The organism is Halopseudomonas sp., assembly GCF_047631575.1.
Lineage (GTDB): Bacteria > Pseudomonadota > Gammaproteobacteria > Pseudomonadales > Pseudomonadaceae > Halopseudomonas.
The window spans coordinates 463,330-487,043 of the sequence record NZ_JBLIAB010000002.1 but is presented as its reverse complement, the minus strand read 5'-3'; the positions used below and the strand labels follow the sequence as shown (position 1 = coordinate 487,043).

At 55.2% G+C, this 23,714-nt stretch carries 15 protein-coding genes and 1 tRNA gene; 15 read left to right on the top strand and 1 reads right to left on the bottom strand.

The annotated features are described in order from the left end of the window. Nucleotides 1-89 precede the first annotated feature (89 nt). From ACJAXR_RS06250 to ACJAXR_RS06235, 4 genes are all read left to right on the top strand, one after another. Nucleotides 90-1,181 (top strand): efflux RND transporter periplasmic adaptor subunit, encoded by a 1,092-nt coding sequence (locus ACJAXR_RS06250; RefSeq protein WP_415057383.1) that lies wholly within the window; start codon nt 90-92, stop codon nt 1,179-1,181. After that, nucleotides 1,178-4,207, top strand: coding sequence for an efflux RND transporter permease subunit (locus ACJAXR_RS06245; RefSeq protein ID WP_415057382.1), 3,030 nt, complete (start codon nt 1,178-1,180; stop codon nt 4,205-4,207). The genes ACJAXR_RS06250 and ACJAXR_RS06245 overlap by 4 nt, the downstream gene beginning before the upstream one ends. 63 nt (nt 4,208-4,270) lie before the next feature. Then, nucleotides 4,271-4,347 (top strand) — tRNA-Asp (locus ACJAXR_RS06240). A gap of 136 nt (nt 4,348-4,483) precedes the next feature. Then, a complete protein-coding gene (locus ACJAXR_RS06235; protein WP_415057381.1) occupies nt 4,484-5,770 on the top strand; it encodes a nitrate- and nitrite sensing domain-containing protein in 1,287 nt (428 codons plus the stop codon). Between the two features lie 409 nt (nt 5,771-6,179). Here the strand turns inward: ACJAXR_RS06235 and ACJAXR_RS06230 are convergent, their stop codons facing one another. Continuing rightward, nucleotides 6,180-7,196, bottom strand: a complete 1,017-nt coding sequence (locus tag ACJAXR_RS06230) for an AraC family transcriptional regulator (protein ID WP_415057380.1) — start codon at nt 7,194-7,196, stop codon at nt 6,180-6,182. A gap of 181 nt (nt 7,197-7,377) precedes the next feature. Between ACJAXR_RS06230 and ACJAXR_RS06225 the strand changes: the two genes are divergently transcribed. The 11 genes from ACJAXR_RS06225 (at nt 7,378) to ACJAXR_RS06175 (ending at nt 23,683) form a co-directional block, all read left to right on the top strand. Then, nucleotides 7,378-9,411 (top strand): FAD-dependent oxidoreductase, encoded by a 2,034-nt coding sequence (locus tag ACJAXR_RS06225; RefSeq protein ID WP_415057379.1) that lies wholly within the window; start codon nt 7,378-7,380, stop codon nt 9,409-9,411. A 165-nt stretch (nt 9,412-9,576) separates the two neighbouring features. Beyond that, on the top strand, nt 9,577-10,434 hold the full coding sequence (locus ACJAXR_RS06220) for a hypothetical protein (RefSeq protein WP_415057378.1): 858 nt from the start codon (nt 9,577-9,579) through the stop codon (nt 10,432-10,434). A gap of 120 nt (nt 10,435-10,554) precedes the next feature. Then, a complete protein-coding gene (locus tag ACJAXR_RS06215) occupies nt 10,555-11,439 on the top strand; it encodes an NAD(+) kinase (protein WP_415057377.1) in 885 nt (294 codons plus the stop codon). Next, a complete protein-coding gene (locus ACJAXR_RS06210) occupies nt 11,436-12,410 on the top strand; it encodes a metallophosphoesterase (protein WP_415057376.1) in 975 nt (324 codons plus the stop codon). Before ACJAXR_RS06215 ends, ACJAXR_RS06210 begins: the two co-directional genes overlap by 4 nt. A 34-nt stretch (nt 12,411-12,444) precedes the next feature. Continuing rightward, nucleotides 12,445-13,290 carry a rhomboid family intramembrane serine protease gene (locus tag ACJAXR_RS06205; protein WP_415057375.1) on the top strand — a complete coding sequence of 282 codons (846 nt, stop codon included), beginning with the start codon at nt 12,445-12,447 and terminating at the stop codon, nt 13,288-13,290. Nucleotides 13,291-13,306: 16 nt separating this feature from the next. Then, entirely contained in the window at nt 13,307-13,573 is a 267-nt protein-coding gene (locus ACJAXR_RS06200) for a YeaC family protein (protein WP_415057374.1), read from the top strand. After that, complete coding sequence (locus ACJAXR_RS06195) at nt 13,573-14,403, top strand: DUF2797 domain-containing protein (RefSeq protein ID WP_415057485.1); 831 nt, start codon at nt 13,573-13,575, stop codon at nt 14,401-14,403. Before ACJAXR_RS06200 ends, ACJAXR_RS06195 begins: the two co-directional genes overlap by 1 nt. Before the next feature lie 10 nt (nt 14,404-14,413). Then, nucleotides 14,414-17,062: an aminopeptidase N gene (pepN, locus tag ACJAXR_RS06190; protein WP_415057373.1), complete on the top strand. Its 2,649-nt coding sequence runs from the start codon at nt 14,414-14,416 to the stop codon at nt 17,060-17,062. 487 nt (nt 17,063-17,549) lie between these two features. Then, nucleotides 17,550-19,928, top strand: coding sequence for an efflux RND transporter permease subunit (locus ACJAXR_RS06185; protein ID WP_415057372.1), 2,379 nt, complete (start codon nt 17,550-17,552; stop codon nt 19,926-19,928). A gap of 214 nt (nt 19,929-20,142) precedes the next feature. Then, nucleotides 20,143-21,270 carry a WD40/YVTN/BNR-like repeat-containing protein gene (locus ACJAXR_RS06180; RefSeq protein WP_415057371.1) on the top strand — a complete coding sequence of 376 codons (1,128 nt, stop codon included), beginning with the start codon at nt 20,143-20,145 and terminating at the stop codon, nt 21,268-21,270. A gap of 58 nt (nt 21,271-21,328) precedes the next feature. After that, nucleotides 21,329-23,683 carry an efflux RND transporter permease subunit gene (locus tag ACJAXR_RS06175; RefSeq protein ID WP_415057370.1) on the top strand — a complete coding sequence of 785 codons (2,355 nt, stop codon included), beginning with the start codon at nt 21,329-21,331 and terminating at the stop codon, nt 23,681-23,683. Nucleotides 23,684-23,714: the final 31 nt, after the last annotated feature.

Sequence of the window (23,714 nt, the reverse complement as noted above, 5' to 3'; positions counted from 1 at the left end):
TTTGTGTAGCTATTTTGGGATAGCATTGACAATCTGTCAATAAATGACATTATGCTAAGAATCTCTTTTCCGAAGCTCGGAGCCCTGCCATGTCCACTACCTATCAACATACTCGTATCTTATCCTTTGCGCTGATTGGCTTGCTCCTGGCGGGAGTGAGCGGCTGCAGCAATGAGGATGACGCGCAAGTTGTGATTGCCAGCGATCTCTCTGTGGCTGTTCGGGCTACTCCGGTTACTGCCGGTATAGATGCACTACCCCTGCGTTTCGCTGGGGTAGTGCGGGCCAGACAGCGGGCTCAGCTCACCTTTCAAGTAGGTGGTGTGTTGCGCAATCGGGCGGTCGACATTGGTCAATCGGTTACGGCGGGACAGATTCTGGCGACGCTTTATAATCCCGAACTGGAGCCCACCCGCAATGCGGCGCGGGCCCGTCTTGAAGAGTTGGCAACGCAGGCCGACCAGGCGGAGCGGGAGGCCCAGAGAGCGGACCAGCTGTTTGAGCGAGGAGTAATTTCTGCTCAGCAGCTTGAGCAGCAAACGTCACGGGTCGATGCCCTGAATGCGGGGGTTGGCAGTGCTAGGGCCACGTTGAAGCAGACCGAACAACTGAGCGCTGAAAGTCAGTTGCGCGCGCCTTTCAGTGGTCGTATCGAAACGTTACTGGTTGAACCGGGCGAGTTTGTTGCACCGGGTCAGGTGGTTATGCGCCTGGCTTCCAATGATGGGCTAGAGGTGGAGGTTAGTGTACCTGCCCATCTGATGGGCGAACTGGTTGTTGGTCAAGCGGTGCCGGTCTGGTCCAGCTTGACCGGACGGCAGGAAATGGGCCGGCTATTGGAGTTGGGGCAGGGTGCCTCACAGGCTGGAGTGTTATACCCAATGGTGATCAGTCTGGAGTCATCTGATTTTCGCACCGGCGATGCAGTCGAGGTCGGGGTCGAACGCAATATGGGCAATGCTTTGCGCGTTCCATTGGCGGCGGTGATGCGTTCAGCAGCGGGTCTGGCAGTCTTCCAGGTGACTGAAGAGGGCAATGTTCGACGCGTTGCAATCACGGTGTATGCCATGCAGGGAGAGCAGGCCATTCTCGGTGAGGGTACGTTGAAACAGGGTGATCAGGTGGTCTATGCGGGGCTGACACGCCTGGCTGACGGTGATGCCGTGGAGCTGCTGCCATGAATGTGCTGGGGCTGTTACGGCCGCGTCTGATTGGTCTGGTTGTGGTGATGCTCTGTCTGCTCGGCATCGCCTCGTACCTGAGCATGGCGCGTCAGGAAGATCCGAGCTTTCCGCAGCGCGCCGGTCTGGTAACGGTGATCTATCCTGGCGCGACGGCTGAAGCGGTAGAGCGACTGGTGCTTGAGCCTTTGTCCGACGAGCTTTCTCAGGTCGAGGAACTGCAATACTTCAACGCCACCGCCCGAACGGGGGTGGCGTTGATCAGCCTCAGTCTCGAGGATGAAATCTATGCCACTGACGCCGCCTGGGATCGGGTACGCCAGGCCATGGCGCGGGCCGTGCTGGAATTTCCGCAGGGCGTTGCGCAGATTTCGCTGGATGATCGCATGATCGATATACCAGCGGTGATTTTAGCGGTCCGCGGTGACGCTTCGCTGATACATCTGGGGCTCGAGGCCGAGCGCCTGAAACGGGCGATGGTGGATATTGCGGGTGTGTCGCGTATCGAGTTGGATGGTAAGGCGGATGAGCAGGTGACCATCGCCCTGCGTGATGCCCAGATGAGCCGACTGGGGATATCACCCAGCTATCTGGCGGGTATTCTTGCCCAGCGCAATCAGGTGATTCCCGGGGGATTTATCGTTTCGGGTGGCAAGCGCATGGGGTTGCTGCCCAATAGCGAGTTCGTCAGTATCGATGACTTGCGCGCGACACAAATCCCGCTGCCGGAGGGGGGTTATATACCGCTGGAAGCGATCGCAGACATCTGGCGTGGTCCGCTGGAACCGGCGCAGCCAAAGGCCTGGTTTGATGGCGAACAGGCCGTGTTGGTCAGCCTGACCGCAGTCCGGGGTCAGCTGGATGCAATTCGATTTGGTCAGCAGGTACGCGAGCGCCTGGAATTGCTGCGCCCGGAGTTTGCTCCGCTGCAGATTGAAGAAATGTTCTTTCAGCCGGATCAGGTAAAGGACCGTCTCGACGGTCTGGAAATGAACCTGCTCGGTAGTGTGTTGATTATTGTATTGGTGGTGTTCATTGGCATGGGCTGGCGCATGGGTCTTCTGGTCGCGACCATGCTGCCGCTGGTGGCGCTCATCAGTTTGGGTATCTACGATCTAGGGGGTGGGATACTGCATCAGATCGCGGTGATCGGCCTGGTCATCTCGTTAGGTATTTTGATTGATAATGCGATTGTCATGGTCGAGAACGTGCAAGACCGGCTCAATCGGGGTGAACCCCGGGCGGAGGCCGTGCGTCATGCCATTAGCGAATTGGCCGGGCCGCTAGGCGCCTCGACAGCTACTACGCTGGCCGCATTCACCCCGTTATTGCTGGCCAAGGGCGGCACTGCTGATTTTACCCGGGGTATTCCAGTGATGATCATGCTGACGTTGACAGTCAGCTACCTGCTGGCAATCGGCGTCGCACCTTTGCTCGCCGGGCGCTTTCTCAAACCGACCAATACACGCTCCAGTCAGGCGATGGATAGCATTGGTAAAGGCCTGGCCAGACTCAGTACCGGCTCGCCAGGCTGGATGATTTTACTGGGAGCGCTGATGGTCTGCGGCAGCCTAGCTTTGCTGCCCCAGCTGAAATTGCAGTTCTTTCCCAATGCGGATCGACCGCTGGTCGTGATCGAGCTGTACATGCGCGAAGGCACCGACCAGCAACGCACCGAAGATGTGGCTGCCGAGCTTGAGAGTCGCATCCGTCAGCGGCCCCAGGTCATGCAGGTGCATCGGTTCGCCGGTTCTGCAGGCCCCAGCTTCTATTACAATCTCACGCGCGCGCCCCAGGCTCCCAACCGGGCGCGTATCGTTATTCGTGCCGAGAATCTGGCCGCGACTGCCGGCATCATTCACTGGGTCAGGGATCATGTGGCCAGCACCATGCCGGAGCTGGCTGTGGTTGCCAGTACCTTGGGGCAGGGTCCGCCGCGCGTGGCCCCCGTCGAGGTGCGACTCTACCACCCGGACGACAGTGTTCGCATCGCGGCGGCCGAACAGGTGTTTGCATTGCTCAAGGCGAGCCAGGGCGCAGTTGATGTGCGTCACGACATCGATTTGGGTGTGCCTACGCTCCGAGTAGATGTCGACGATGCCTTGGCGGCGCGTTATGGCCTGACTCGTGCTGATGTAGCTCAGGCGTTGAATACCCGTAGCCTGGGTCTGACCGTCGAACAATATCGTCAGGAGCGCGACTCGCTACCCCTGGTCCTGCGTTCGCCAGAAGGTACCCGGCAATCGCTGGAGAGGCTGATGTCAGCTAGTGTATTCAATGGGGCCGGCGAGTCGATTCCCTTGACTGCCTTGGCGGGTATCCAGCCGGGCTGGCAGCCGGCGGCTATTCGCCAGCGTAATGGTGTGCGGGTGTATACGGTGACTGCCGGCCTGGAGGAGGGGTACAGTTTTAGCCAGATACTCGATCAGATGAATAGGGGTCTGGCTGATGTGCCGCTGCCTGCGGGCGTACGTCTGGAGCTGGGCGGAGACAGCGAGGGTTCCGGAGACGCCAACAGCGCCATTTTCACTACGGCGCCAGTGGGTATGCTGTTACTGCTATTTTTCCTGCTGTTGCAGTTCAACTCCTTTCGCCGTGTAGGCATCATTTTGCTCACGGTGCCGCTGGCCAGTGTGGGGGTGTTTCCGGGTCTGGTGCTCTCCGGTTCTCCCTTCGGCTTCCAGTCGGTACTGGGGATCATTGCGTTGGTGGGTATTGTGGTAAACAACGCTATAGTTCTGCTCGACGTTGTCGATCAGCGGCTGGCGGAGGGAATGGACATCAAGACAGCGGTATCCGAAGCCATAGAAAGGCGTACCCGGCCGATTTTGTTGACCACGGCAACGACCATTGCCGGTCTATTGCCGCTGGCATTCTCGGACTCAACATTGTGGCCGCCGATGGCCTGGGCGATCATATCCGGTTTGCTGGCATCGACGGTGCTAACGTTACTGGTGATCCCCGCCGTCTGCCGATTGACGCTTGGTCGGGGATCGGAGCAGGCGAAAGCTGCTGCAAGTGCTTGACTAGCCTGGCCGAATGTTTACAATGCGCGCCTGTTCAGACGGACCTTGTCCGCTGTTAGATGCGCAGTGGTAGTTCAGTTGGTTAGAATACCGGCCTGTCACGCCGGGGGTCGCGGGTTCGAGTCCCGTCCACTGCGCCATATCCCCGAAAAGCCCCCGAGCAGCAATGCCGGGGGCTTTTTTGTTGCTGTTATTCTGTTATGCGGCACATCTATTGCTTTGGGCTCTGCGAGTAGGCGGGCTCACGGGAGCCGGTTTTATTGCAGGGGGATGACCATGAGCAGAGCACTGGATTTCATGCTGGCAGCCAGGCGCAGTGAAATGCAAGCGCTGCAGGCGTTGGAATTGACCTGTGAGCTGGTTAGCGGAGTGAGCCGTCTGGTTCATGTATTGCAGCGCGAACGCGGGTTTTCCAATATCTATCTGGGTAGCCTCGACCAACGTTATCTGGCCGCGCTGCAAGGTTTGGCTGCTGACAGCCAGGCCATGGAGACGGAGGTTGCTGGCTGCTTCGACCGGATGGACCTCGACGCCGGATGCGGGGGAGACAAGGCGCGCCTATTTAACCGGATTGCCTATGTGATCCATTGTCTTGAAGGTTTGCCAGAGCTTCGCGAGCGTGTTTGCAAACAGGCGATGACATCCCTTGATGCCACTCTGGCTTTTACTCGGCCGATTGGCGGGCTGTTGAGCGTGGTGTTTGAGGCTGCGGATACCGCGGTGGATCCGGATATAACCCGTTCTCTGGTCGCGCTTTTCAACTTCATGCAGGGCAAGGAGCTGGCTGGACAGGAGCGCGCCACCGGGGTGACTGGATTTGTCGCGGGTCGGTTTGACAGCGAGCAGCTCGAGCGTCTGACATTCCTCTGGGACGCCCAGCAACGCTGTTTCGAAAGCTTCGAAGAGTATGCCAGTCCAGCTTTACTGAGTGCCTGGAGCGCTCTGTGTTCTGAAGACCTGGTGGCTGAGATCGGACGCTTGCGTCAGGTCGCCACTCGATCGGCTGGGAGTGCCCGAATAGGCGGCGACCTCGGCGAGATATGGTTTGAGCTGACCAGTCGCCGTATCGATGTGATGAAGCAGCTCGAAGACTTAATGACAGAGCAGCTGCAGCAATTGTGTCGGCAAAAAACGACTCAAGCTCGAGCTGACCTCGACAACCATCGCGCATTGCTCAGCCGTCTGGCCAGGATGGATGCCGATGACCAAAGGCCGGCGACCCGCTTGTTCAATGTGCAGGCATCTGATCTGGATGTTGTACCGACTGATAATATTGGCTGTCAGCTCAATCGCTCGGTTCTGGATGTATTGCACAACCAGACCCTGCGGTTGCAGGAGCTGAGCGTGCAGCTCGAAGAGGCGCGCCGTTCGCTTAATGAGCGCAAGCTCGTTGATCGCGCAAAGCGATTGCTGATGCTGCAACACGGCCTCGGCGAGAACGAGGCGTACCGAATGCTGCAGACGGCTGCAATGGAACGCAGTCAGCGGCTCGCCGACGTGGCACAGACCCTGCTGGATTATGCTGATTTGTTGCAAGGAAAAGTCGCCCGTGCTCACTCCTGACACTGTTTAATTGCACCATACATGCACTCGTAAGCACTATGTTGCACCGATTTGACGCGCTGATCGGTTTCGTATTGAGCGATATAGCTGAACTTTTTCGCCCCTTTTTCATCTGATTGTCATGCAAGCACAATAAATTTGATTCAGGCCTGTTTGGCCGCTTGCAATTGACACATCAAAAAGAGGTACTGAGCCATGAACGACTATATAGAAGAATTGATGGAGCAACGCGCCCAAGAGTGGGATCAGGAAGCAGATGACGCCGAAGAGATGTAATCACTTCGGCGCACTTGCTTCGGCCTACTGACCCTTTATTTGCTGCACCGACTTTCTCCGCATTACCGCACTATCCTGCTATCACGTTGCAAATCAATGATTCGGCTGCCATCCGCAGTCCTGCGCTGCCGTATCAGTTAGCCACTTGCCGCTGTTCTCGCCGGAATACTCCGGGAGGTTGTGCCGTCCAGCGTTTGAACGCCCTTTGAAACGCCGCTGGCGACGAAAAGCCGAGCAGAAAAGCGATCTCTCCGAGTGCCAGGTCTGTATCGCGCACATACGTCAGCGCCAGATCGCGGCGGGTGTCGTCGATGATATCCTGAAATCGTGTTTGCTCCTGTTGCTGCAACTTGCGTCGCAGAGTCCAAGACGCCATGCCGAGATCCCGGGCAACAGCGCTGAGACTGGGCAGTTGCCGGTGCAGTTGCGGGGAAACGATTTCCTCGACCTTTTCCCTTAAGCGACGGTGGCGACTGAGTTCTTGTAAATGAGACTCGCACAGGGATTCCAGGTGTCTGAAGGTGGCTGGCGCTGACTGCTGCAGCGACAGGCCGAGGCTGTTCGACTGCCATATCAACTGATTATATTGTTGGCCGAATAGAACCGGACAACCGAACAGTTGCTCATAGCTTTCGGCGTAGTCTGGTGCGGGGAACTCGATGTGCACTGCCTCCAGTTGCGCGGCGCCCCCAGTCAGCTCTCTGCCAAGGTGCGCACGGGATGCCAGCGCCGAATCCACGACGAAGAGGTTAAAGGCGTTGTAAGGGCTGATCGAATAAAAACGCAGCGCCGGTGGATTGAAGCTTGAATGGCCCCGGTAGTTCTGATTCGACAGTCGCTCATATCTGACGAGCGTGTCGAACGCTTGCTGCAGGCTACCGGCACATTGCGCGGCCATACCCGCCAGACCCAGATGGCTGGGTTGGCTGTAGTCACCCATTAACAGGCCAATATCTGCACGGCCGCTAAGGGCTATAGCTGCATTGCCCAGGCGCATGAATCGCGGAATACTGATACGCGCCTGTGGCGTAGTGAGCATATCGGCGCTGATACCGAAACGCTGTAGTAGTACCGCGGGATCATGCCCCAGGCTGCGCAAGGTTGCTTGCAGGCTGTACAGATAGCCGACCGAAAGGTCACCGAGCTTCATGTATGGAAAGACCTTATGCTGGTTTCAACTGATCAAAGGCGGAATGAATGTAATCCAAAGTCATACATATGTCATTCTAAGTGATTGAGCGTGTCTGGCCTGAGGCCTATTGTCTTGTCACAGACAAAGGTCGGACCTGTATCCGACCACTTCCTGATGATGATAAGACCGGAGCAAGATCATGACCGAGCACGCACTCTATCCCCATTTGCTGGCCCCCCTAGATTTGGGATTTACCACGTTGCGCAATCGCACTCTCATGGGGTCCATGCACACGGGGCTGGAGGAACGCCCGCATGGCTTCGAGCGCATGGCAGCCTATTTTGCCGAGCGTGCGCTTGGTGGTGTTGGCCTGATTGTGACCGGTGGTATCGGACCGAATGAAGAGGGTAGCGTCGCCCAGGGTGCGGCCAAGATGAGTACCCCCGAAGAAGCCGAGCACCACAAGGTAGTCACCCAGGCTGTGCATGAAGCAGGTGGTAAAATATGCATGCAGATTCTGCACGCCGGGCGGTATGCGTACAGCCCCAAGCAGGTATCGGCGAGCGCGGTCAAGGCGCCGATTAACCCGTTTACTCCTCGGGAGCTGGACGAAGCCGGTATCGAAAAGCAAATCCAGGATTTTGTTACCTGCTCGCAGTTGGCTCAGAGCGCTGGTTATGACGGCGTCGAAATCATGGGTTCAGAAGGCTATTTCATTAATCAGTTCCTGGTCAAACATGTGAACCAGCGTACTGACCGCTGGGGCGGAAGTTACGCAAACCGCATGCGTCTTCCGGTGGAGATTGTGCGGCGCGTGCGTGAGGGTGTAGGCGCCAATTTTATTATCATCTATCGGCTATCGATGCTTGATCTGATTGAGGGAGGCAGTACTTGGGACGAGGTGGTGTTGCTGGCCAAGGCCGTCGAGAAGGCGGGCGCCACTATTATCAATACAGGCATTGGTTGGCATGAAGCGCGTATCCCCACCATCGCTACGAAGGTGCCACGGGCGGCTTTTACCAAGGTGACGGCCAAGCTCAAGGGTGTGGTTGGCATTCCGTTGGTCACTACCAATCGGATCAACACACCGGAGGTCGCAGAAAGGGTGCTGGCGGAAGGGGATGCGGACATGGTGTCAATGGCTCGGCCATTTCTGGCAGATCCGGAGTTCGTTAATAAAGCCGCAGCGGGTCTGGCTGAAGAGATCAATACCTGTATTGGCTGCAATCAGGCCTGCCTAGATCACACCTTCGGTGGCAAATTGACCAGCTGCTTGGTCAATCCTCGCGCCTGTCACGAAACCGAGCTGAACTATATCCCCACTGTTGCGGTGAAAAAGATTGCAGTGGTCGGTGCTGGCCCTGGAGGTCTTGCCGCAGCAACTGTTGCAGCTCAACGCGGGCATGATGTAACCCTATTCGATTCAGCTGACGAAATTGGCGGCCAGTTCAATATTGCCAAGCGCATTCCGGGCAAGGAGGAGTTTTTCGAAACGCTGCGCTACTTCGATCGGATGATGACCAAATACGGCGTTCACCGGGTACTAGGCAAGCGTGCCACAGTCGAAGACCTGCTCGGGTTCGATGAAGTGATTTTGGCCACGGGTGTTGTGCCACGCACGCCGGACATCCCTGGCATTGATCACCCGATGGTAGTGGGCTACCTGGATACCATTATGCAACGCCGTAAGCTTGGTAAGCGTGTGGCGGTGATAGGGGCGGGCGGTATCGGCTTTGATGTCTCGGAGTTCATTACCCAACTGGGTGATAGCGCGAGTCTGGATACCGAGATGTTTTGGGACGAATGGGGCATAGATCCGGCTATTGAAGCCCGAGGCGGCATCGCTGGGATTCAGGCGCATCCGCATCCCCCGGCTCGCGAGGTGTATCTACTGCAGCGCAAGGCGAGCAAGGTAGGCGATGGGCTTGGCAAGACTACAGGCTGGATTCACCGTGCCGGCCTGAAGGCCCGTCAGGTGCACATGCTTAATGCAGTTCAGTATCTGAAGATTGATGACCAGGGCTTACACGTGAGTATTGCCGATGGCGAGCCTAGGGTGCTGGCGGTAGATAATATCGTTATTTGTGCCGGCCAGGATCCGCTGCGCGAATTGCAGGCGGGTCTTGAGTCAGCCGGCAAGCCGGTGTATCTGGTAGGCGGGGCAGACGTGGCTGCTGAGCTGGATGCCAAGCGCGCTATCGATCAGGGCTCACGCTTGTCTGCTGCTATCTGACGATCTGGGAAGCGTGGCATCTGTCGCGCTTCCTGTTGGTACTGCCAATTCCGTCACAATCCTTGTCAGCGCTTTCCTGTTGGCTTTTGAGCCAAGTGCAATCATGCAAAAAAAAGCGCAAAGTTGGGATATTATGTGCGCTGAAAGGGCGGTACGGAGATAATCATGAATTCAAGCCTACAGCCGTTGCTGACGGAAGCGATCCTGTTTTTTTCGGATCGCGGCATCGCCAAACAAATGCTTTATCCCGAGTTTGAAGCCTTGCTCGAAGGTATGGTGGTTACACCGGAGTTTGCCGAAGAGACGATCGAGGCTGTTTTCCTGCAGATCAACAATCGACTGCATGTGCGTGCTGCTGTGTTCTTTACCATCGACTTCGATCTGGACGGTAATATAAACCCGTTGTGGGACATGCCGTTACGTGCGCTGGCAGAGAAAGCTGGTCGCGGTCCCGACATGGGTGGCGGGCCAATCCGCTTGGCGTGCCTCGGTTTCTGTAGCGAAAGTCGATTCAGACCTAATTTGTGGAAACCGGCCCAACGGGATGGCCGATCAGACCTGCTGCTGGTCAAAGAAGCGGTTACTCGTAACACTCTGGGTATTTTGGGGGAGGATCGCGAGACCATGGCTGTCATCCAGGCCGAGCGTTTGCAGATGGCAGCCGAAGACGCCTGGTATGGTGATGGAAGCGTGATCGATGTGCCGGTCCGTGCCAACAATGCTGAGCCCGAAACCGCTAGGCAGAGCGCTGAAAAAGTTGCGACTGCCTCTAGGATACTGGAGCAGGAGCGTGTCTCCCACGAAGAGCAGATATTCGAGCTCAAGCGCCAGTTGGAAGAACTTCTTCAACTGCGTGAGGACGAATTGGCTACTGAGCGGCAGCGTCATGTGGACCATCTGGCAATCGTTCAGGGCGAGTTGCTTGATATCAAGAAAGAGCTCGAACAGCAACAGAAGATCAATGGGTCCCTGAAACGTGATCTTTCAAAGTTGCAGAAACACTCGGCTAGCGACGCCGAATAGGGGAGCTCCTCTCATCCAGAACGTGTCCAGACACCTTCCTTTACTACATCGCATTTGCCAGCGCCCTGCTGGCTGCGGATAATCACTGATTGTTTTATAACGGCATGACAGTGAGGTGGTATGGATCATTTCCGCAATATCGGCTTGATCGGGCGGCTGGGTAGCGACAGAGTGGTCGATACTCTTCAGCGTCTAAAGCGATTCCTGATCGATAGCGGATACACCGTGATCTTGGAAGATACTGTGGCGGGCCTGTTGCCGGGCGACGATCTGCAGGTCTGCTCACGCAAGATGATGGGTGAAATATGCGACCTCGTCATTGTTGTAGGTGGCGACGGCAGTCTGCTGGGTGCTGCGCGTGCATTGTGTCGTTACAACGTTCCTGTGCTGGGCGTAAACCGGGGCGGACTTGGGTTTTTAACGGATATATCCCCTGATGAGCTTGAAGCGCGGGTCGGTGAAGTGCTGGCAGGGCATTATATGTCCGAGAATCGCTTCCTGTTGGACGCGTTTGTTCGCCGCGACAATGAGCAGTTGGGCACCAGCGAGGCACTCAACGAAGTAGTGTTGCACCCAGGCAAGTCGGCGCGGATGATCGAGTTTGAATTATATGTCGACGGGCAGTTTGTCTACAGCCAGAAGTCCGACGGTTTAATCGTTGCCACGCCCACTGGCTCGACAGCCTATGCGTTGTCGGCAGGTGGGCCCATCATGCATCCAAAGCTTGATGCGATAGTATTGGTCCCTATGTCTCCGCATACCTTGTCCAGCCGCCCGATTGTGGTCGACGCCGGCAGTGAGCTGAAAATTGTCATTTCCAATCAAAGCGGTATTTATCCGCAGATCAGCTGCGATGGACAGGTGCACGTTGCCTGCGCGCCCGGGGATTCAATCACTATTCGCAAGAAGCCTCAGAAACTGCGACTGATTCATCCGCTGGACCACAACTTTTACGCCATCTGTCGCAGCAAACTGGGTTGGAGTAGCAGGCTGACGGACCAATGATTCAGGACGGACTGCACAGTGGCCGGGGTTACGATGTCATCGGCGATATCCATGGGTGTGCGCACACGTTGGAGCGTTTGCTTGAAAACATGGGTTATTCCCGACAACAGGGTGTCTGGCGGCACCCGCAGCGTCAGGCATTGTTTCTGGGCGACATAATCGACCGCGGGCCGCGCATTCGCGAATCCTTGCATCTGGTGCACGACATGGTGGACGCCGGCAGTGCTCAGTGCATCATGGGCAACCATGAGATCAATGCACTGGCCTGGTCGACACCGGCGCCAGCGGGCAGCGGCAAGCAGTTCATCCGAGAGCATACTGATCGCAGTCGTCGGCAATTGCAGGCGACCCTGGAACAGATGGCTGCATGGCCCGATGAATGGGCTTATTTTCTCGACTGGTTCTACACCCTGCCATTATTCATCGATCTTGGGGATATTCGGCTGGTGCACGCTTGCTGGGACGAAAGCCTCATCCGACCTTTTGCGGCCCAGTACCCAGACGGTCGGATTGATCGGGAATTTCTCGAGTCGGCAGCCAGATACGGCGGTTTTGCTTCGCAGGTACTAGAGCGGCTGCTGCGTGGCAGTGAGATGCGTTTGCCCCACGGCGGAAAGATGATCAGTAAAGACGGACTTGTCAGACACACTTTCCGCACCAAGTTCTGGGAAGAAGCGCCGCAGACTTACGGAGATCTGGTATTTCAACCGGATGCGTTGCCGGAGGATGTGGCTGCCAGACCCTTGACCGATAGCCAGAAAGCCGAGCTGCTAATCTATGGCAGCAATGAACCTATCCTTTTTGTTGGTCATTACTGGCAACAGGGTGAGCCTCACCCGATCAGACCAAATCTGGCCTGTCTGGATTACAGCGCGGTGAAGTATGGCAAACTAGTTGCCTACCGTTGGGACGGCGAGCACCGTCTGAACCGTGATCATTTTGTCTGGGTGGATGTGCCCAGACTGGCGTGAGCGTTCGGCGCGCCTGGCACCGTATGAGGTAATCATGTTTCGTGCATTGCAGTGCCCTCTGGAAGAAGATCTTTCTGGCTTTACCCGTTATCTGAGCAGTCAGGGCGTGGTGCACCGAGTGACTGAAGAGTCTGGCCAGCAGGTTGTCTGGACACGGGACGAAGCTGGTGCCCGAGCCGTCAGGCATTATTATCAGGAGGGCACGCCTGAGGCCGTCAGCGCTGGGCCGGCGCCGCAAGTGCGTGTGAGCGAGATGGCAACTTGGCAAGTCACGCTCAGGCGTGTCCCACTGACCCTGGCGGTATTGCTAGTCACTGCTGTGGTAGCCTTGATAACAGGGTTGGGCAGTCAGCCTGACAGCGTGGTGCTTTTTACTTTTGTGCCGCCGCAGTCTGCGGAATTTATGGCTACCCAATTCGATGGTGGTCAATGGTGGCGTCTGATCACTCCGATGCTTCTGCACTTCGGCCTGATGCACCTGGTGTTCAATGCGCTGTGGTACTGGGAGCTCGGAAGGCGGATTGAGCTGCGTTCGGGTTCTTTCTGGCTGCTGGGTTTGACCTTGTTGTTTGCTGTGGTGTCCAACAGTGTGCAGTGGTGGATTTCCGGTCAGCCGTTTTTCGGTGGTCTTTCCGGTGTTTTGTATGGGCTGCTTGGCTATTGCTGGATATATCAATGGCTGGCGCCCAATGTTTTTTTCGATCTGCCCAAAGGCGTCGTAGTGCTGATGCTGGTCTGGCTGGTTGTGTGTCTTTCGGGGCTGGTGACCTTGCTCGGATTTGGCGCGATAGCCAATGCGGCGCATGTCAGTGGCTTGTTGGTGGGTTGTGCCGCCGGGCTGGTAGCCGGAGCAGCTCAGCGGTTCGGTTTGGCGAGATAAATTTCTGGAGACTATGATGACTACCTTCGTCGAAATGTTGCGCAATATCACCCCTGAGGTCTATGCCAGTCTGAAGCTGGCATTGGAAATCGGTAAATGGCCGGATGGGCGACGCCTGACTCAGGAACAGAAAGAGCTCTGCATGCAGGCGATGATCGGCTGGGAACTGGAGAACGTGCCGGAGGAAGAGCGCACCGGCTACATGGGAGCGCAGAATTGTAAATCCGAAGTGAAACCTATCCCCAACATTCTCTTCTCTACCAAGTCGGACACTTTGCATTGATTGAACCTATTCAGGGCCAAGGCAGTATCAACAAGTTGGTTGGTGTTCACGATTCGCCTGTGCGCTACAGTCTGCCAATCGGTGATCATCTGGTGCCGATGAACGAGTGGCTGGGCCGTACGGTGCGTCTGGAGTCGCTCGGCCTTATCCATTGCAGCCACTGTGGAAGACGCACCAAAAAGAGCTATAGTCAGGGCTACTGTTATCCGTGTATGACCAAGCTGGCTCGCTGCGACACCTGCATCATGAGCCCCGAGAAGTGTCATTATCATCTTGGAACCTGTCGTGAGCCGATCTGGGGCGAGCAGTTCTGTATGACCGACCACATCGTCTATTTGGCAAACTCGTCGGGTCTGAAAGTCGGTATCACGCGGTCAAGCCAGATTCCTACCCGCTGGATCGATCAAGGTGCTAGCCAGGCACTACCGATTTTACGCGTCGCCACCCGTCAACAATCCGGTCTGGTAGAGGATCTTTTACGCGCTCAGGTTGCCGACAAGACCAACTGGCGCGCATTGTTGCGCGGCGTGCCTGATCCAGTAGACATGCTGGCCGCCAGGGATCGCCTGCTGGAGGGTGCACAGGAGGGTATTCTCGCGCTACAGGGCCGGTTTGGTTTGCAGGCGATCCAACCCCTAGACGCTGAGGTAGTCGATATCAGCTATCCGGTTCTGGAGTACAGTGCCAAACCCCAGTCGGTCAATCTCGATAAACAGCCTGTGCTGGAAGGCACGCTGTTGGGCATCAAAGGGCAATATTTGCTGCTCGATAGCGGCGTCATCAATATTCGTAAATATACGTCCTACACGCTGTCCGTCAGTGTGTACTGAGGAGCTCAACATGCGTACCGAACAGCCCAAGACCATCTACCTCAAGGACTATCAGCAGCCAAATTACTGGATAGATGAAACACATCTGACCTTTGAGTTGTTTGAAGACCACGCGCTGGTGCATAGCCGCCTGAGTATGCGGCGCAACGAGGAGCGTAACGACAAGCAGCTACCGCCTTTGGTGCTCGATGGCCAATTGTTAGAACTGATCAGTGTGTCACTGGACGAACAGGCGCTGGATGCTAGCGCTTACCAGTTAGATAAAGATACTCTGAGCCTGCAGCCCGGCGCGGCGGAATTCGTCGTGGCGATTACCACGCGTATCCAACCGCAGTTGAACACGGCCCTGGAAGGGTTGTATCAATCGGGCAAGATGTTCTGTACCCAGTGTGAAGCCGAGGGCTTTCGCAAGATTACCTATTACCTAGATCGCCCAGACGTGATGAGTCGTTTTACCACCACGGTGATCGCCTCGACGGACTATCCGATTCTGTTATCCAATGGTAATCCGGTTGCCAGTGGAGAAAACAAAGGCAATCGCCACTGGGTGACCTGGGAAGACCCCTTCCCCAAACCTGCTTACTTGTTCGCGTTGGTAGCCGGCGATCTGTGTCTGATCCAGGACAGCTTCACCACAATGAGCGATCGAAATATTGATCTGCGCATCTATGTAGAGCCTGAAAACAAAGAGCAGTGCGGCCACGCGATGGATAGCCTCAAGCGGTCCATGCGCTGGGATGAAGAGGTTTATGGTCGTGAGTACGATCTGGATATCTTCATGATCGTCGCGGTGAATGACTTCAATATGGGTGCGATGGAGAACAAAGGGCTCAATATATTCAACTCCAGTTGTGTTCTGGCCCATCCCGACACCGCTACCGATATGGCATTCCAGCGTGTCGAATCGGTTGTTGCCCATGAGTATTTCCATAACTGGTCGGGCAATCGGGTGACCTGCCGTGACTGGTTTCAGCTGTCGCTGAAGGAGGGCTTCACGGTATTTCGCGACTCGCAGTTTTCCGCTGACATGAACTCGCCAACGGTCAGCCGTATCGAGCACGTCAGTTTCCTTCGGGCCAATCAGTTTGCCGAGGATGCCGGTCCGATGGCGCACCCGGTACGTCCTGATTCGTTCATCGAGATCACCAATTTCTATACGCTGACAGTGTATGAAAAAGGCTCGGAAGTTGTGCGTATGCTGCATACCCTGTTGGGGGAAAAAGGTTTCCGTCAGGGCTCCGATCTGTATTTCGAGCGGCACGACGGTCAGGCTGTTACCTGCGATGATTTCATCAAGGCGATGGAAGATGCCAATGGCGCTGATCTGGAGCTTTTCAAGCGATGGTATAGCCAGGCCGGTACTCCGCGGCTAGCGGTAGAAAGCCGTTATGACGCGAGTGCGGGCACTTTCACTCTGCTGTTTCGGCAGAGCTGTCCGCCTACGCCGGGTCAGCCCGACAAGTTGCCGCAAGTGATTCCTGTGCGCATGGCGCTACTCGACAGCAAGGGTAATGAGATGCCCCTGCAGCTCGACGGAGAGTCCGTTCCGGTCGGTAACGAACGCGTACTGGCCGTTGCCGAGGCCGAACAGGTATTCACCTTTGTGGGGCTGATCCAGGAGCCGTTGCCGTCGCTGCTGCGCGGGTTCTCTGCGCCGGTCAAAATGAGTTATCCCTATAGCCGCGACGATCGAGTCTTCCTGGCCAAGCACGATCCCGATGGCTTTAATCGATGGGAAGCGGGACAGGGGCTGGCGCTGGAAATGTTACAGGGCTTGATCGATATTCATCGGGCAGGTCGTCCATTACTGCTGGATCAGCGACTGCGTGATGTTTTTCATACGCTGCTCACTGACAGCGAGCTGGACCCGGCGATGGTCGCCGAGATGTTGAGGCTTCCGTCGGAGGCCTATCTGGTCGAAGTGTCTGCAGTGGCTGATGTGGATGCGATCCACAGCGTACGTGAATGGGTGCGTGCGGAGCTCGCTAACACCCTGGCTGATATCATGTGGCCGCTCTATAAAAAACTGGATGACGGTGCGACCTATAGTCCGGATGCGGCTGCGATGGCGCGGCGCAGCCTGAAAAACACGTTGCTTAGCTATCTGATGCTGACCGGCTCAAAAGAGGCTATAGATGCCTGCGTCCGACAGTATGTAGAGGCGAATAACATGACCGATCGTCAGGCGGCACTGGTCTGCTTGGTCAATTCCGAGTTTGAGGAGCAGAAACAGGCTGCTCTGGATGATTTTGCCGAGCGCTGGCAGGATTATCCGCTGGTTATGGACCAGTGGTTCAGTGTTCAGGCGGCCGTGGCGCAGCCGGGTGGTTTGGCGAGGGTAGAGCAATTGCTTGAGCATCCGTTGTTCAGTATGCGTAACCCGAATAAGATTCGCGCTGTAATTGGCGCGTTTGCTAACCAGAATCTGCCGAATTTCCATGCGGCTGACGGATCGGGATATCGTTTCCTTGCTGAACGCATATTGCAGCTCGACCCACTCAACCCCCAAGTGGCGGCCAGATTGTTGACGCCGCTGACGCGCTGGCGTAAATATGATGCCGCGCGGCAGGAGCTGCTGAAAGTCGAGCTATCACGCATTATGGCGGCGGAAAGTCTCTCGCCTGACGTATACGAGGTGGTCAGCAAGTCGCTTCTGTAACACGGCTTTGGCTGCGAAAAGGCGCTCAGGAAGGTGTGAGCGTAGCTCTAAAATGCCTCCGGAATGGCTCTATTATGAGCCTTTCCGGTTTTTTTGTGTTGGTTCACAAAAGATAACTTGCAAGAGTTAGTGAAGTCGGCAAAAGCGCTGTAATATTACTTCGTTCGTAGAGATAGCGTGACATCCAATAAAAATAAAGAGGTAGATGTATGGGGGAGCCATATACAGGTCGTGTCTGTTCTGTTTTTTCTGCCGGTCTACCCATACGGGTGTCCGTCGCGAACGACAGCGCGCTTGATCCAGTTTTAATACAGCTTGCAGCAAGTCGCTTTGCGGACCTGGAAGCCGTACTGCATACCGACGGGATGTTCTTTCCGGTCGGATTTAACCGTGTTTGAGCTGATACTGTCCCTTAAAGTCGGGCAGGAAAAAGCCGTGCCTGACCTAACAATAAATACTAGATGGCTTGTCTGCCGGGAGAATCGGGATGTCGAATAATGATCACGAAGCCGAAACCTTTATGGAACGGCTGGTGTTCAATAACCGTTTGATGGTTGTTGCGCTCTTTACCATAATCACTATTGTGCTTGGCTATCAAGCGAGTCAGATCCGCCCTGACACTAGTTTTGCCAAGATGATACCGCTGCAACATCCCTATATTGTCAATATGGTCGAGCATCAGGACGATCTGGCGAACCTGGGCAACTCGATTCGTATTGCTGTTGCAATCGAAGATGGCGATATTTTCAGTACTGAGTACATGGAAACCCTCAAACGGATCAACGATGAGGTGTTCTTCCTGCCGGGTGTAGATCGCTCCGGTCTGAGGTCATTGTGGACGCCAAACGTGCGCTGGACCGAAGTAACCGAGTACGGTTTTGACGGTGGGCCGGTTGCAGGTCACCCGGCCTATCTTGATGAGCAGTCGCTCGACGACCTGCGCATAAATGTGCTCAAGTCCGGCGAAATCGGACGTCTGGTAGCGAATAACTTCAAATCGTCGATTATCGAGGTGCCGTTACAGGAGTTCTATCCCAATCCGGAAAATCAGTCCGAATTGTTGCGAATGGACTACGGGAAATTCTCCCTGCTGCTTGAGGAGAAAATCCGAGATCAGTTCCAGGAAGAAAACCCCAATATCAGCATTCACATGGTCGGTTTCGCTAAGAAGGTTGGCGACCTGATCGAAGGTCTGAGCGCCGTGGTTATGTTCTTTGGCGTTGCGTTGTTGATCACCTTCGTTTTGCTCTACTGGTTTACCTGGTGTCTGCGCAGCACCATCTCTGTTCTGATGACCACCTTGATTGCGGTTGTCTGGCAGCTGGGACTGATCTACTCGCTCGGCTTTGGGCTGGATCCTTATTCGATGCTTGTGCCGTTCCTGATTTTCGCTATCGGTATCTCCCATGGCGTGCAGAAAATCAACGGTATCGCGCTGCAGTCAGGCGAGGCGGATAACGCGCTTATCGCTGCCCGTCGTACCTTCCGTCAGTTGTTTGTGCCCGGCATGATTGCGATTCTTGCCGACGCAGTAGGTTTCATTACGCTACTGGTTATCGATATCGGTGTTATTCACGAGCTGGCCATTGGTGCTTCGGTTGGTGTCGGCGTGATTGTCTTTACCAACCTGATCATGTTGCCGGTAACAATTTCCTACTTAGGTATCAGCAAGAAGGCGATCGAGCGCAGCAAGCGTGACGCGGTGCGTGAGCATCCCTTCTGGCGGGCATTGTCTTACACTGCGCACCCGAAAGTAGCGCCTTTTTTGGTTATCATTGCTCTTGTAGGTGGTACGGGGGCGTTCTTCTACCAGAAAGCCAATTTGCAGGTAGGTGACCTTGATCCGGGTGCCCCGGAGTTGCGTCCTGACTCGCGTTATAACCTGGACAATGACTTTATCATCTCCAACTACTCGACCAGTTCCGATGTGTTGGTGGTGATGGTCAAAACGCCGCCTGAGATGTGCTCCGCCTACGAGACACTAGAGGCGATTGACCAGCTGCAGTGGCACATGGCCAATCTGCCGGGCGTTCAGTCTGCGGTATCCTTGGTCACTGTCGCCAAGCAGGTGTTGATGGGCAACAACGAGGGCAACCTCAAATGGCAAACCCTGTCGCGCAACCAGGACAACCTGAACAATGCGATCAGTCGCTCCCCTGAGGGCATGTTCAACAATAGTTGTTCGTTGGCACCGGTCATGGTCTTTCTCAATGATCACAAAGCGGAGACGCTAACGACAGCTACCGAGGGCGTTGAAGCATTCGCAGCAGAGTACGACACCGAGGATATGAAGTTCCTGCTAGCGGCCGGCAACGCCGGTATCGAAGCGGCCACCAACGATGAGATTGCCAGCTCGGAACTGCTGATCCTGCTATTGGTTTATGTCTGGGTAGGCATCATGTGCTACTTCACCTTCCGTTCGCTCGCAGCGACTATCTGTGTTCTGTTGCCACTGGTCTTGACCTCGGTACTGGGTAACGCACTGATGGCCTACTTGGGTATTGGCATGAAGGTAGCTACGCTGCCGGTCATTGCTTTGGGTGTGGGCGTGGGTGTGGATTACGGTATCTATGTATACAGCCGACTGGAGACGTTTCTGCGAGCTGGCATGCCACTTCAGGAAGCCTATTACGAGACACTGCGTTCTACCGGTAAGGCAGTTCTGTTCACCGGCCTGTGTCTGGCGATCGGTGTTGCTACCTGGGTATTCTCGGCAATCAAGTTTCAGGCCGATATGGGTCTGATGCTGACCTTCATGTTCCTGGTGAACATGATCGGCGCGCTCTTGCTGCTGCCAGCCCTAGCTCGCTTCCTGATCGACCCGGCGAAGATTGCCGCGTCAGCGCCAAGCAAGATAAAGCACTAAGACTGCCAGTGCTTCCGGCTCAGGCCGGGAGCACTTTTCGTTAGCTGATCCGCGGTCCTGAATGTCAGTCACGATCACGATCCTGATTGACGTGCGATAACCGAGGCCGGGTGGCACGGCCTGTCTAAGGCCGTTACTATCAATAGACCGCTTTACAGCGGTTGCCCTGCCTGTCTCTGATGACAGGTACCTATAAGAACAAGGGGAATGGTGTATGCGTGAGCCCATCCAACGGCACACTTTAATGTCAGGCACGGCCTGCAACGTGTCCGGCAAAAGCCGCAATTTTTCTGTATCCAATCAGATTTTAACTGCCCTGAGCTTGTCGGTCGCACTGGCGTTTACGCCTGTCGCCTTTGCTCAGGCGCAGGACAGCATCGCCGGCGAAGCGTTGCCCGCCGTTATGTCCGATAAAGCCAGTCACGTCCTGCTGCTTGACGTGGAAAAGGCTGGAAAGCGACTGGTTGCGGTCGGTAGCCGCGGGCACATCGTTTACTCTGACGATAATGCTGATACCTGGATTCAGGTGCCTGTGCCGACGCGTCAAATGCTGACTGCCGTCGACTTTGTAGATGATCTCAACGGCTGGGCTGTTGGTCATGATTCGTTGATCCTGCATACCAGTGACGGTGGTGAGTCTTGGGAAGTGCAATACCGTGATCCTGTTCTTGATGAGTCTCGTGACGAACAGGCTGGCGGTTTGCTCGAACGTCCGTTGATGGATGTCTGGTTCCGTAATGCCAAAACCGGCTTTGCGGTAGGTGCTTACGGCTTGTTCCTGCGCACTGATGATGGTGGTCAGAACTGGGAAGAGCTGCCTGATCTGATCAATAACGAGTTCGGCTTCCATTACAATGCAATGACGTCCGTAGCTGATACCGGTCTATTCCTGGTTGGAGAAATGGGCACCATGTATCGCTCGCGCGACCAGGGCGATAGCTGGGAAACCATCGAAGATCTGCCCTATGACGGTTCTTTATTTGGAACCAGTGGTACCGGCCAACCTGAAGAGGTGCTTATCTGGGGTTTGCGCGGCAACATGTATCGATCAGATGATTTTGGTGATAGCTGGCAGCAGATCAATTTGAATACACCTGATGGTGGCGAGCTCCAGGCAACACTTTCCAGCGGTAACCTCTCTGCAGACGGCAAATTGGTCGTGGTCGGTGTGGGTGGCGTTGTGCTCACCAGTGACGATCACGGACGGTCTTTCAATGTTGCAGTTCGCGCCGACCGTGTTGCGTTGGCGAGCGCGACCTTGCTTGACGACGACAGTGTTCTGTTGATGGGTCAGTATGGCGCCGTCAAGGCAGGTCCCGAGGGGTTGAAGCTAACGCCTTGAACCAGCGCAAGTCTAGATGAATGCCAAGATTAACAGTTAAAGCCGGGGAGAAATCTGGATGTCCAGAAATCACCAAGAAACCGTTCCGTTAGTTGAGCGGTTGATTTTCAAGAACAGGCTGGTCGTCCTGCTGATCTTTGCCATTGTGACTGTGCTGCTTGGATACCAAGCAGCACAGGTCAGGCCGGAGACCAGTTTCGAGAAGATGATTCCTCTCGAACACCCCTACATTGTCAATATGATCGAGCATCAAGACGATCTGGCCAATCTGGGTAACTCCATCCGCATTGCCGTCGCCATCGAAGAGGGCGATATCTTCACCACCGAGTACATGGAAATCCTCAAGCGCGTTAACGATGAGGTATTCTTCCTGCCGGGGGTTGATCGCTCCAATCTGCGTTCATTGTGGACACCCAACGTACGTTGGACCGAAGTGACCGAATACGGTTTCGACGGAGGCCCGGTAGCAAACAGGCCGGCGTATACCACCGAGCAGGATCTCGATGAGCTGAGGGGTAATGTACTGAAGTCCGGAGAGATTGGTCGCCTGGTGGCGAACAATTTCAAGTCCACCATCATCGAAGTGCCGCTTCAGGAGTTCTATCCGAACCCCGATAACCAGAGTGAACTGTTGCGCCTGGACTACGGCCAGTTTTCACGCCAGCTGGAAGAGAAGATTCGGTCGAAATTTCAGGCCGAGAATGCCAATATCAAGATTCATATCGTCGGTTTCGCCAAAAAGGTTGGTGATTTGATCGAAGGTATTATTAAGGTATTGATGTTCTTTGCTGCCGCGTTGTTAATTACCTTCGTGCTGTTGCTGATGTTCACCCGGTGCCTGAAGAGCTCGATAACCACTCTGGTCTGTTCGGTTATCGCAGTGATCTGGCAGTTGGGCCTGTTACGTTCACTTGGATTCGGGCTTGATCCTTACTCGATTCTGGTGCCGTTTCTGGTCTTTGCTATCGGTATTTCCCATGGTGTGCAGATCATCAATGGCATGGCCATTGAATACAGTAACGCCGATGATGCGAACACGGCGGCACGCCGTGCTTTTCGCGCACTCTACGTGCCGGGAATCGTCGCACTTATCTCCGATGCAGTGGGTTTCGTCACACTGTTGCTGATCGAGATCGAGGTGATTCGCGAGCTGGGTATTGCTGCGTCTGTTGGTGTGGGTGTGATCATTCTCACTAATCTGGTGCTCTTGCCGGTGTTGATGTCCTATATAGGGATCAGCAATCGGGCCGTCGAGCGGAATCGCAACTTGGCGTCGCGTCCGCAAAAGCTCTGGCTGACGGTAGCCAAATTTGCTCATCCAAAGGTGGCACCGGTATCTATTGTTCTGGCGATTGCCGCGTTCGCGTTCGGTATCTACCACGGTCAGAATGTCAAGATCGGTGACCTAGATCCTGGCGCGCCCGAGCTGCGGGCCGATTCGCGTTACAATCTGGATAACGCTTTCATTATCGATAACTATTCAACCAGTTCTGACGTTCTGGTGGTTATGGTGAGTACGCCCGACGAAATGTGTTCGGCTTACGAAACGATGGAGGCGATCGATCAGCTGGAATGGCGCATGACCAACCTGGAAGGCGTGCAGTCTGTCGTTTCCATGGTAACAGTGGCCAAACAGGTGATCATGGGTAATAACGAAGGCAGTCTGAGGTGGCAGACGCTGTCGCGCAACCAGGACAACCTGAATAACGCGATCAGTCGTGCGCCCAGTGGCTTGTTCAACTCGTCCTGTTCTCTGGCCCCTGTCATGTTGTACTTGGAGGACCACAAAGCCGATACGCTAGCCCGCGCGACGGGTGAGGTAGAGGCGTTTGCCGAGGAGTACAACACTGAGACGCTGGAATTCAAGCTCGCTGCCGGTAATGCCGGGATCGAGGCCGCGACCAACGTCGTGATCGAGAAATCCCAGTTGAAGATGCTGCTGACGGTTTATGCGGTGGTGATCTTCATGTGTCTGATTACCTTTCGGTCGATACGGGCGGTGCTCTGTATCATCATTCCACTGGCTCTCACCTCGGTTCTGGCCAATGCGTTGATGGCCTTTCTGGGTATTGGGGTCAAGGTGGCTACGCTACCGGTGATCGCGTTGGGTGTGGGTATTGGTGTCGATTACGGTATTTATATTTATAGCCGTCTGGAGACCTATTTGCGTCAGGGTCTGCCGCTGCAGGAAGCCTATTATGAAACACTGAAAACCACGGGGAAGGCGGTGACATTCACTGGTTTCACTTTGGCGATTGGTGTGGCGACCTGGATATTCTCAGCTATCAAGTTTCAGGCTGACATGGGCATCCTCCTGACTTTCATGTTCCTCTGGAACATGTTTGGCGCGCTTTGGTTGCTGCCAGCATTGGCTCGCTTCCTGATCAGACCGGAGAAACTACGCTATAACTGAATTGCATAATGCTAAAACCGCCCCTTGGGGC

Coding starts and splice junctions, on each gene's coding strand:
- ACJAXR_RS06250 (WP_415057383.1), top strand. CDS start 90: ATGTCCACTACCTATCAACATACTCGTATCTTATCCTTTGCGCTGATT.
- ACJAXR_RS06245 (WP_415057382.1), top strand. CDS start 1,178: ATGAATGTGCTGGGGCTGTTACGGCCGCGTCTGATTGGTCTGGTTGTG.
- ACJAXR_RS06235 (WP_415057381.1), top strand. CDS start 4,484: ATGAGCAGAGCACTGGATTTCATGCTGGCAGCCAGGCGCAGTGAAATG.
- ACJAXR_RS06230 (WP_415057380.1), bottom strand. CDS start 7,196: ATGAAGCTCGGTGACCTTTCGGTCGGCTATCTGTACAGCCTGCAAGCA.
- ACJAXR_RS06225 (WP_415057379.1), top strand. CDS start 7,378: ATGACCGAGCACGCACTCTATCCCCATTTGCTGGCCCCCCTAGATTTG.
- ACJAXR_RS06220 (WP_415057378.1), top strand. CDS start 9,577: ATGAATTCAAGCCTACAGCCGTTGCTGACGGAAGCGATCCTGTTTTTT.
- ACJAXR_RS06215 (WP_415057377.1), top strand. CDS start 10,555: ATGGATCATTTCCGCAATATCGGCTTGATCGGGCGGCTGGGTAGCGAC.
- ACJAXR_RS06210 (WP_415057376.1), top strand. CDS start 11,436: ATGATTCAGGACGGACTGCACAGTGGCCGGGGTTACGATGTCATCGGC.
- ACJAXR_RS06205 (WP_415057375.1), top strand. CDS start 12,445: ATGTTTCGTGCATTGCAGTGCCCTCTGGAAGAAGATCTTTCTGGCTTT.
- ACJAXR_RS06200 (WP_415057374.1), top strand. CDS start 13,307: ATGACTACCTTCGTCGAAATGTTGCGCAATATCACCCCTGAGGTCTAT.
- pepN (WP_415057373.1), top strand. CDS start 14,414: ATGCGTACCGAACAGCCCAAGACCATCTACCTCAAGGACTATCAGCAG.
- ACJAXR_RS06185 (WP_415057372.1), top strand. CDS start 17,550: ATGTCGAATAATGATCACGAAGCCGAAACCTTTATGGAACGGCTGGTG.
- ACJAXR_RS06180 (WP_415057371.1), top strand. CDS start 20,143: ATGCGTGAGCCCATCCAACGGCACACTTTAATGTCAGGCACGGCCTGC.
- ACJAXR_RS06175 (WP_415057370.1), top strand. CDS start 21,329: ATGTCCAGAAATCACCAAGAAACCGTTCCGTTAGTTGAGCGGTTGATT.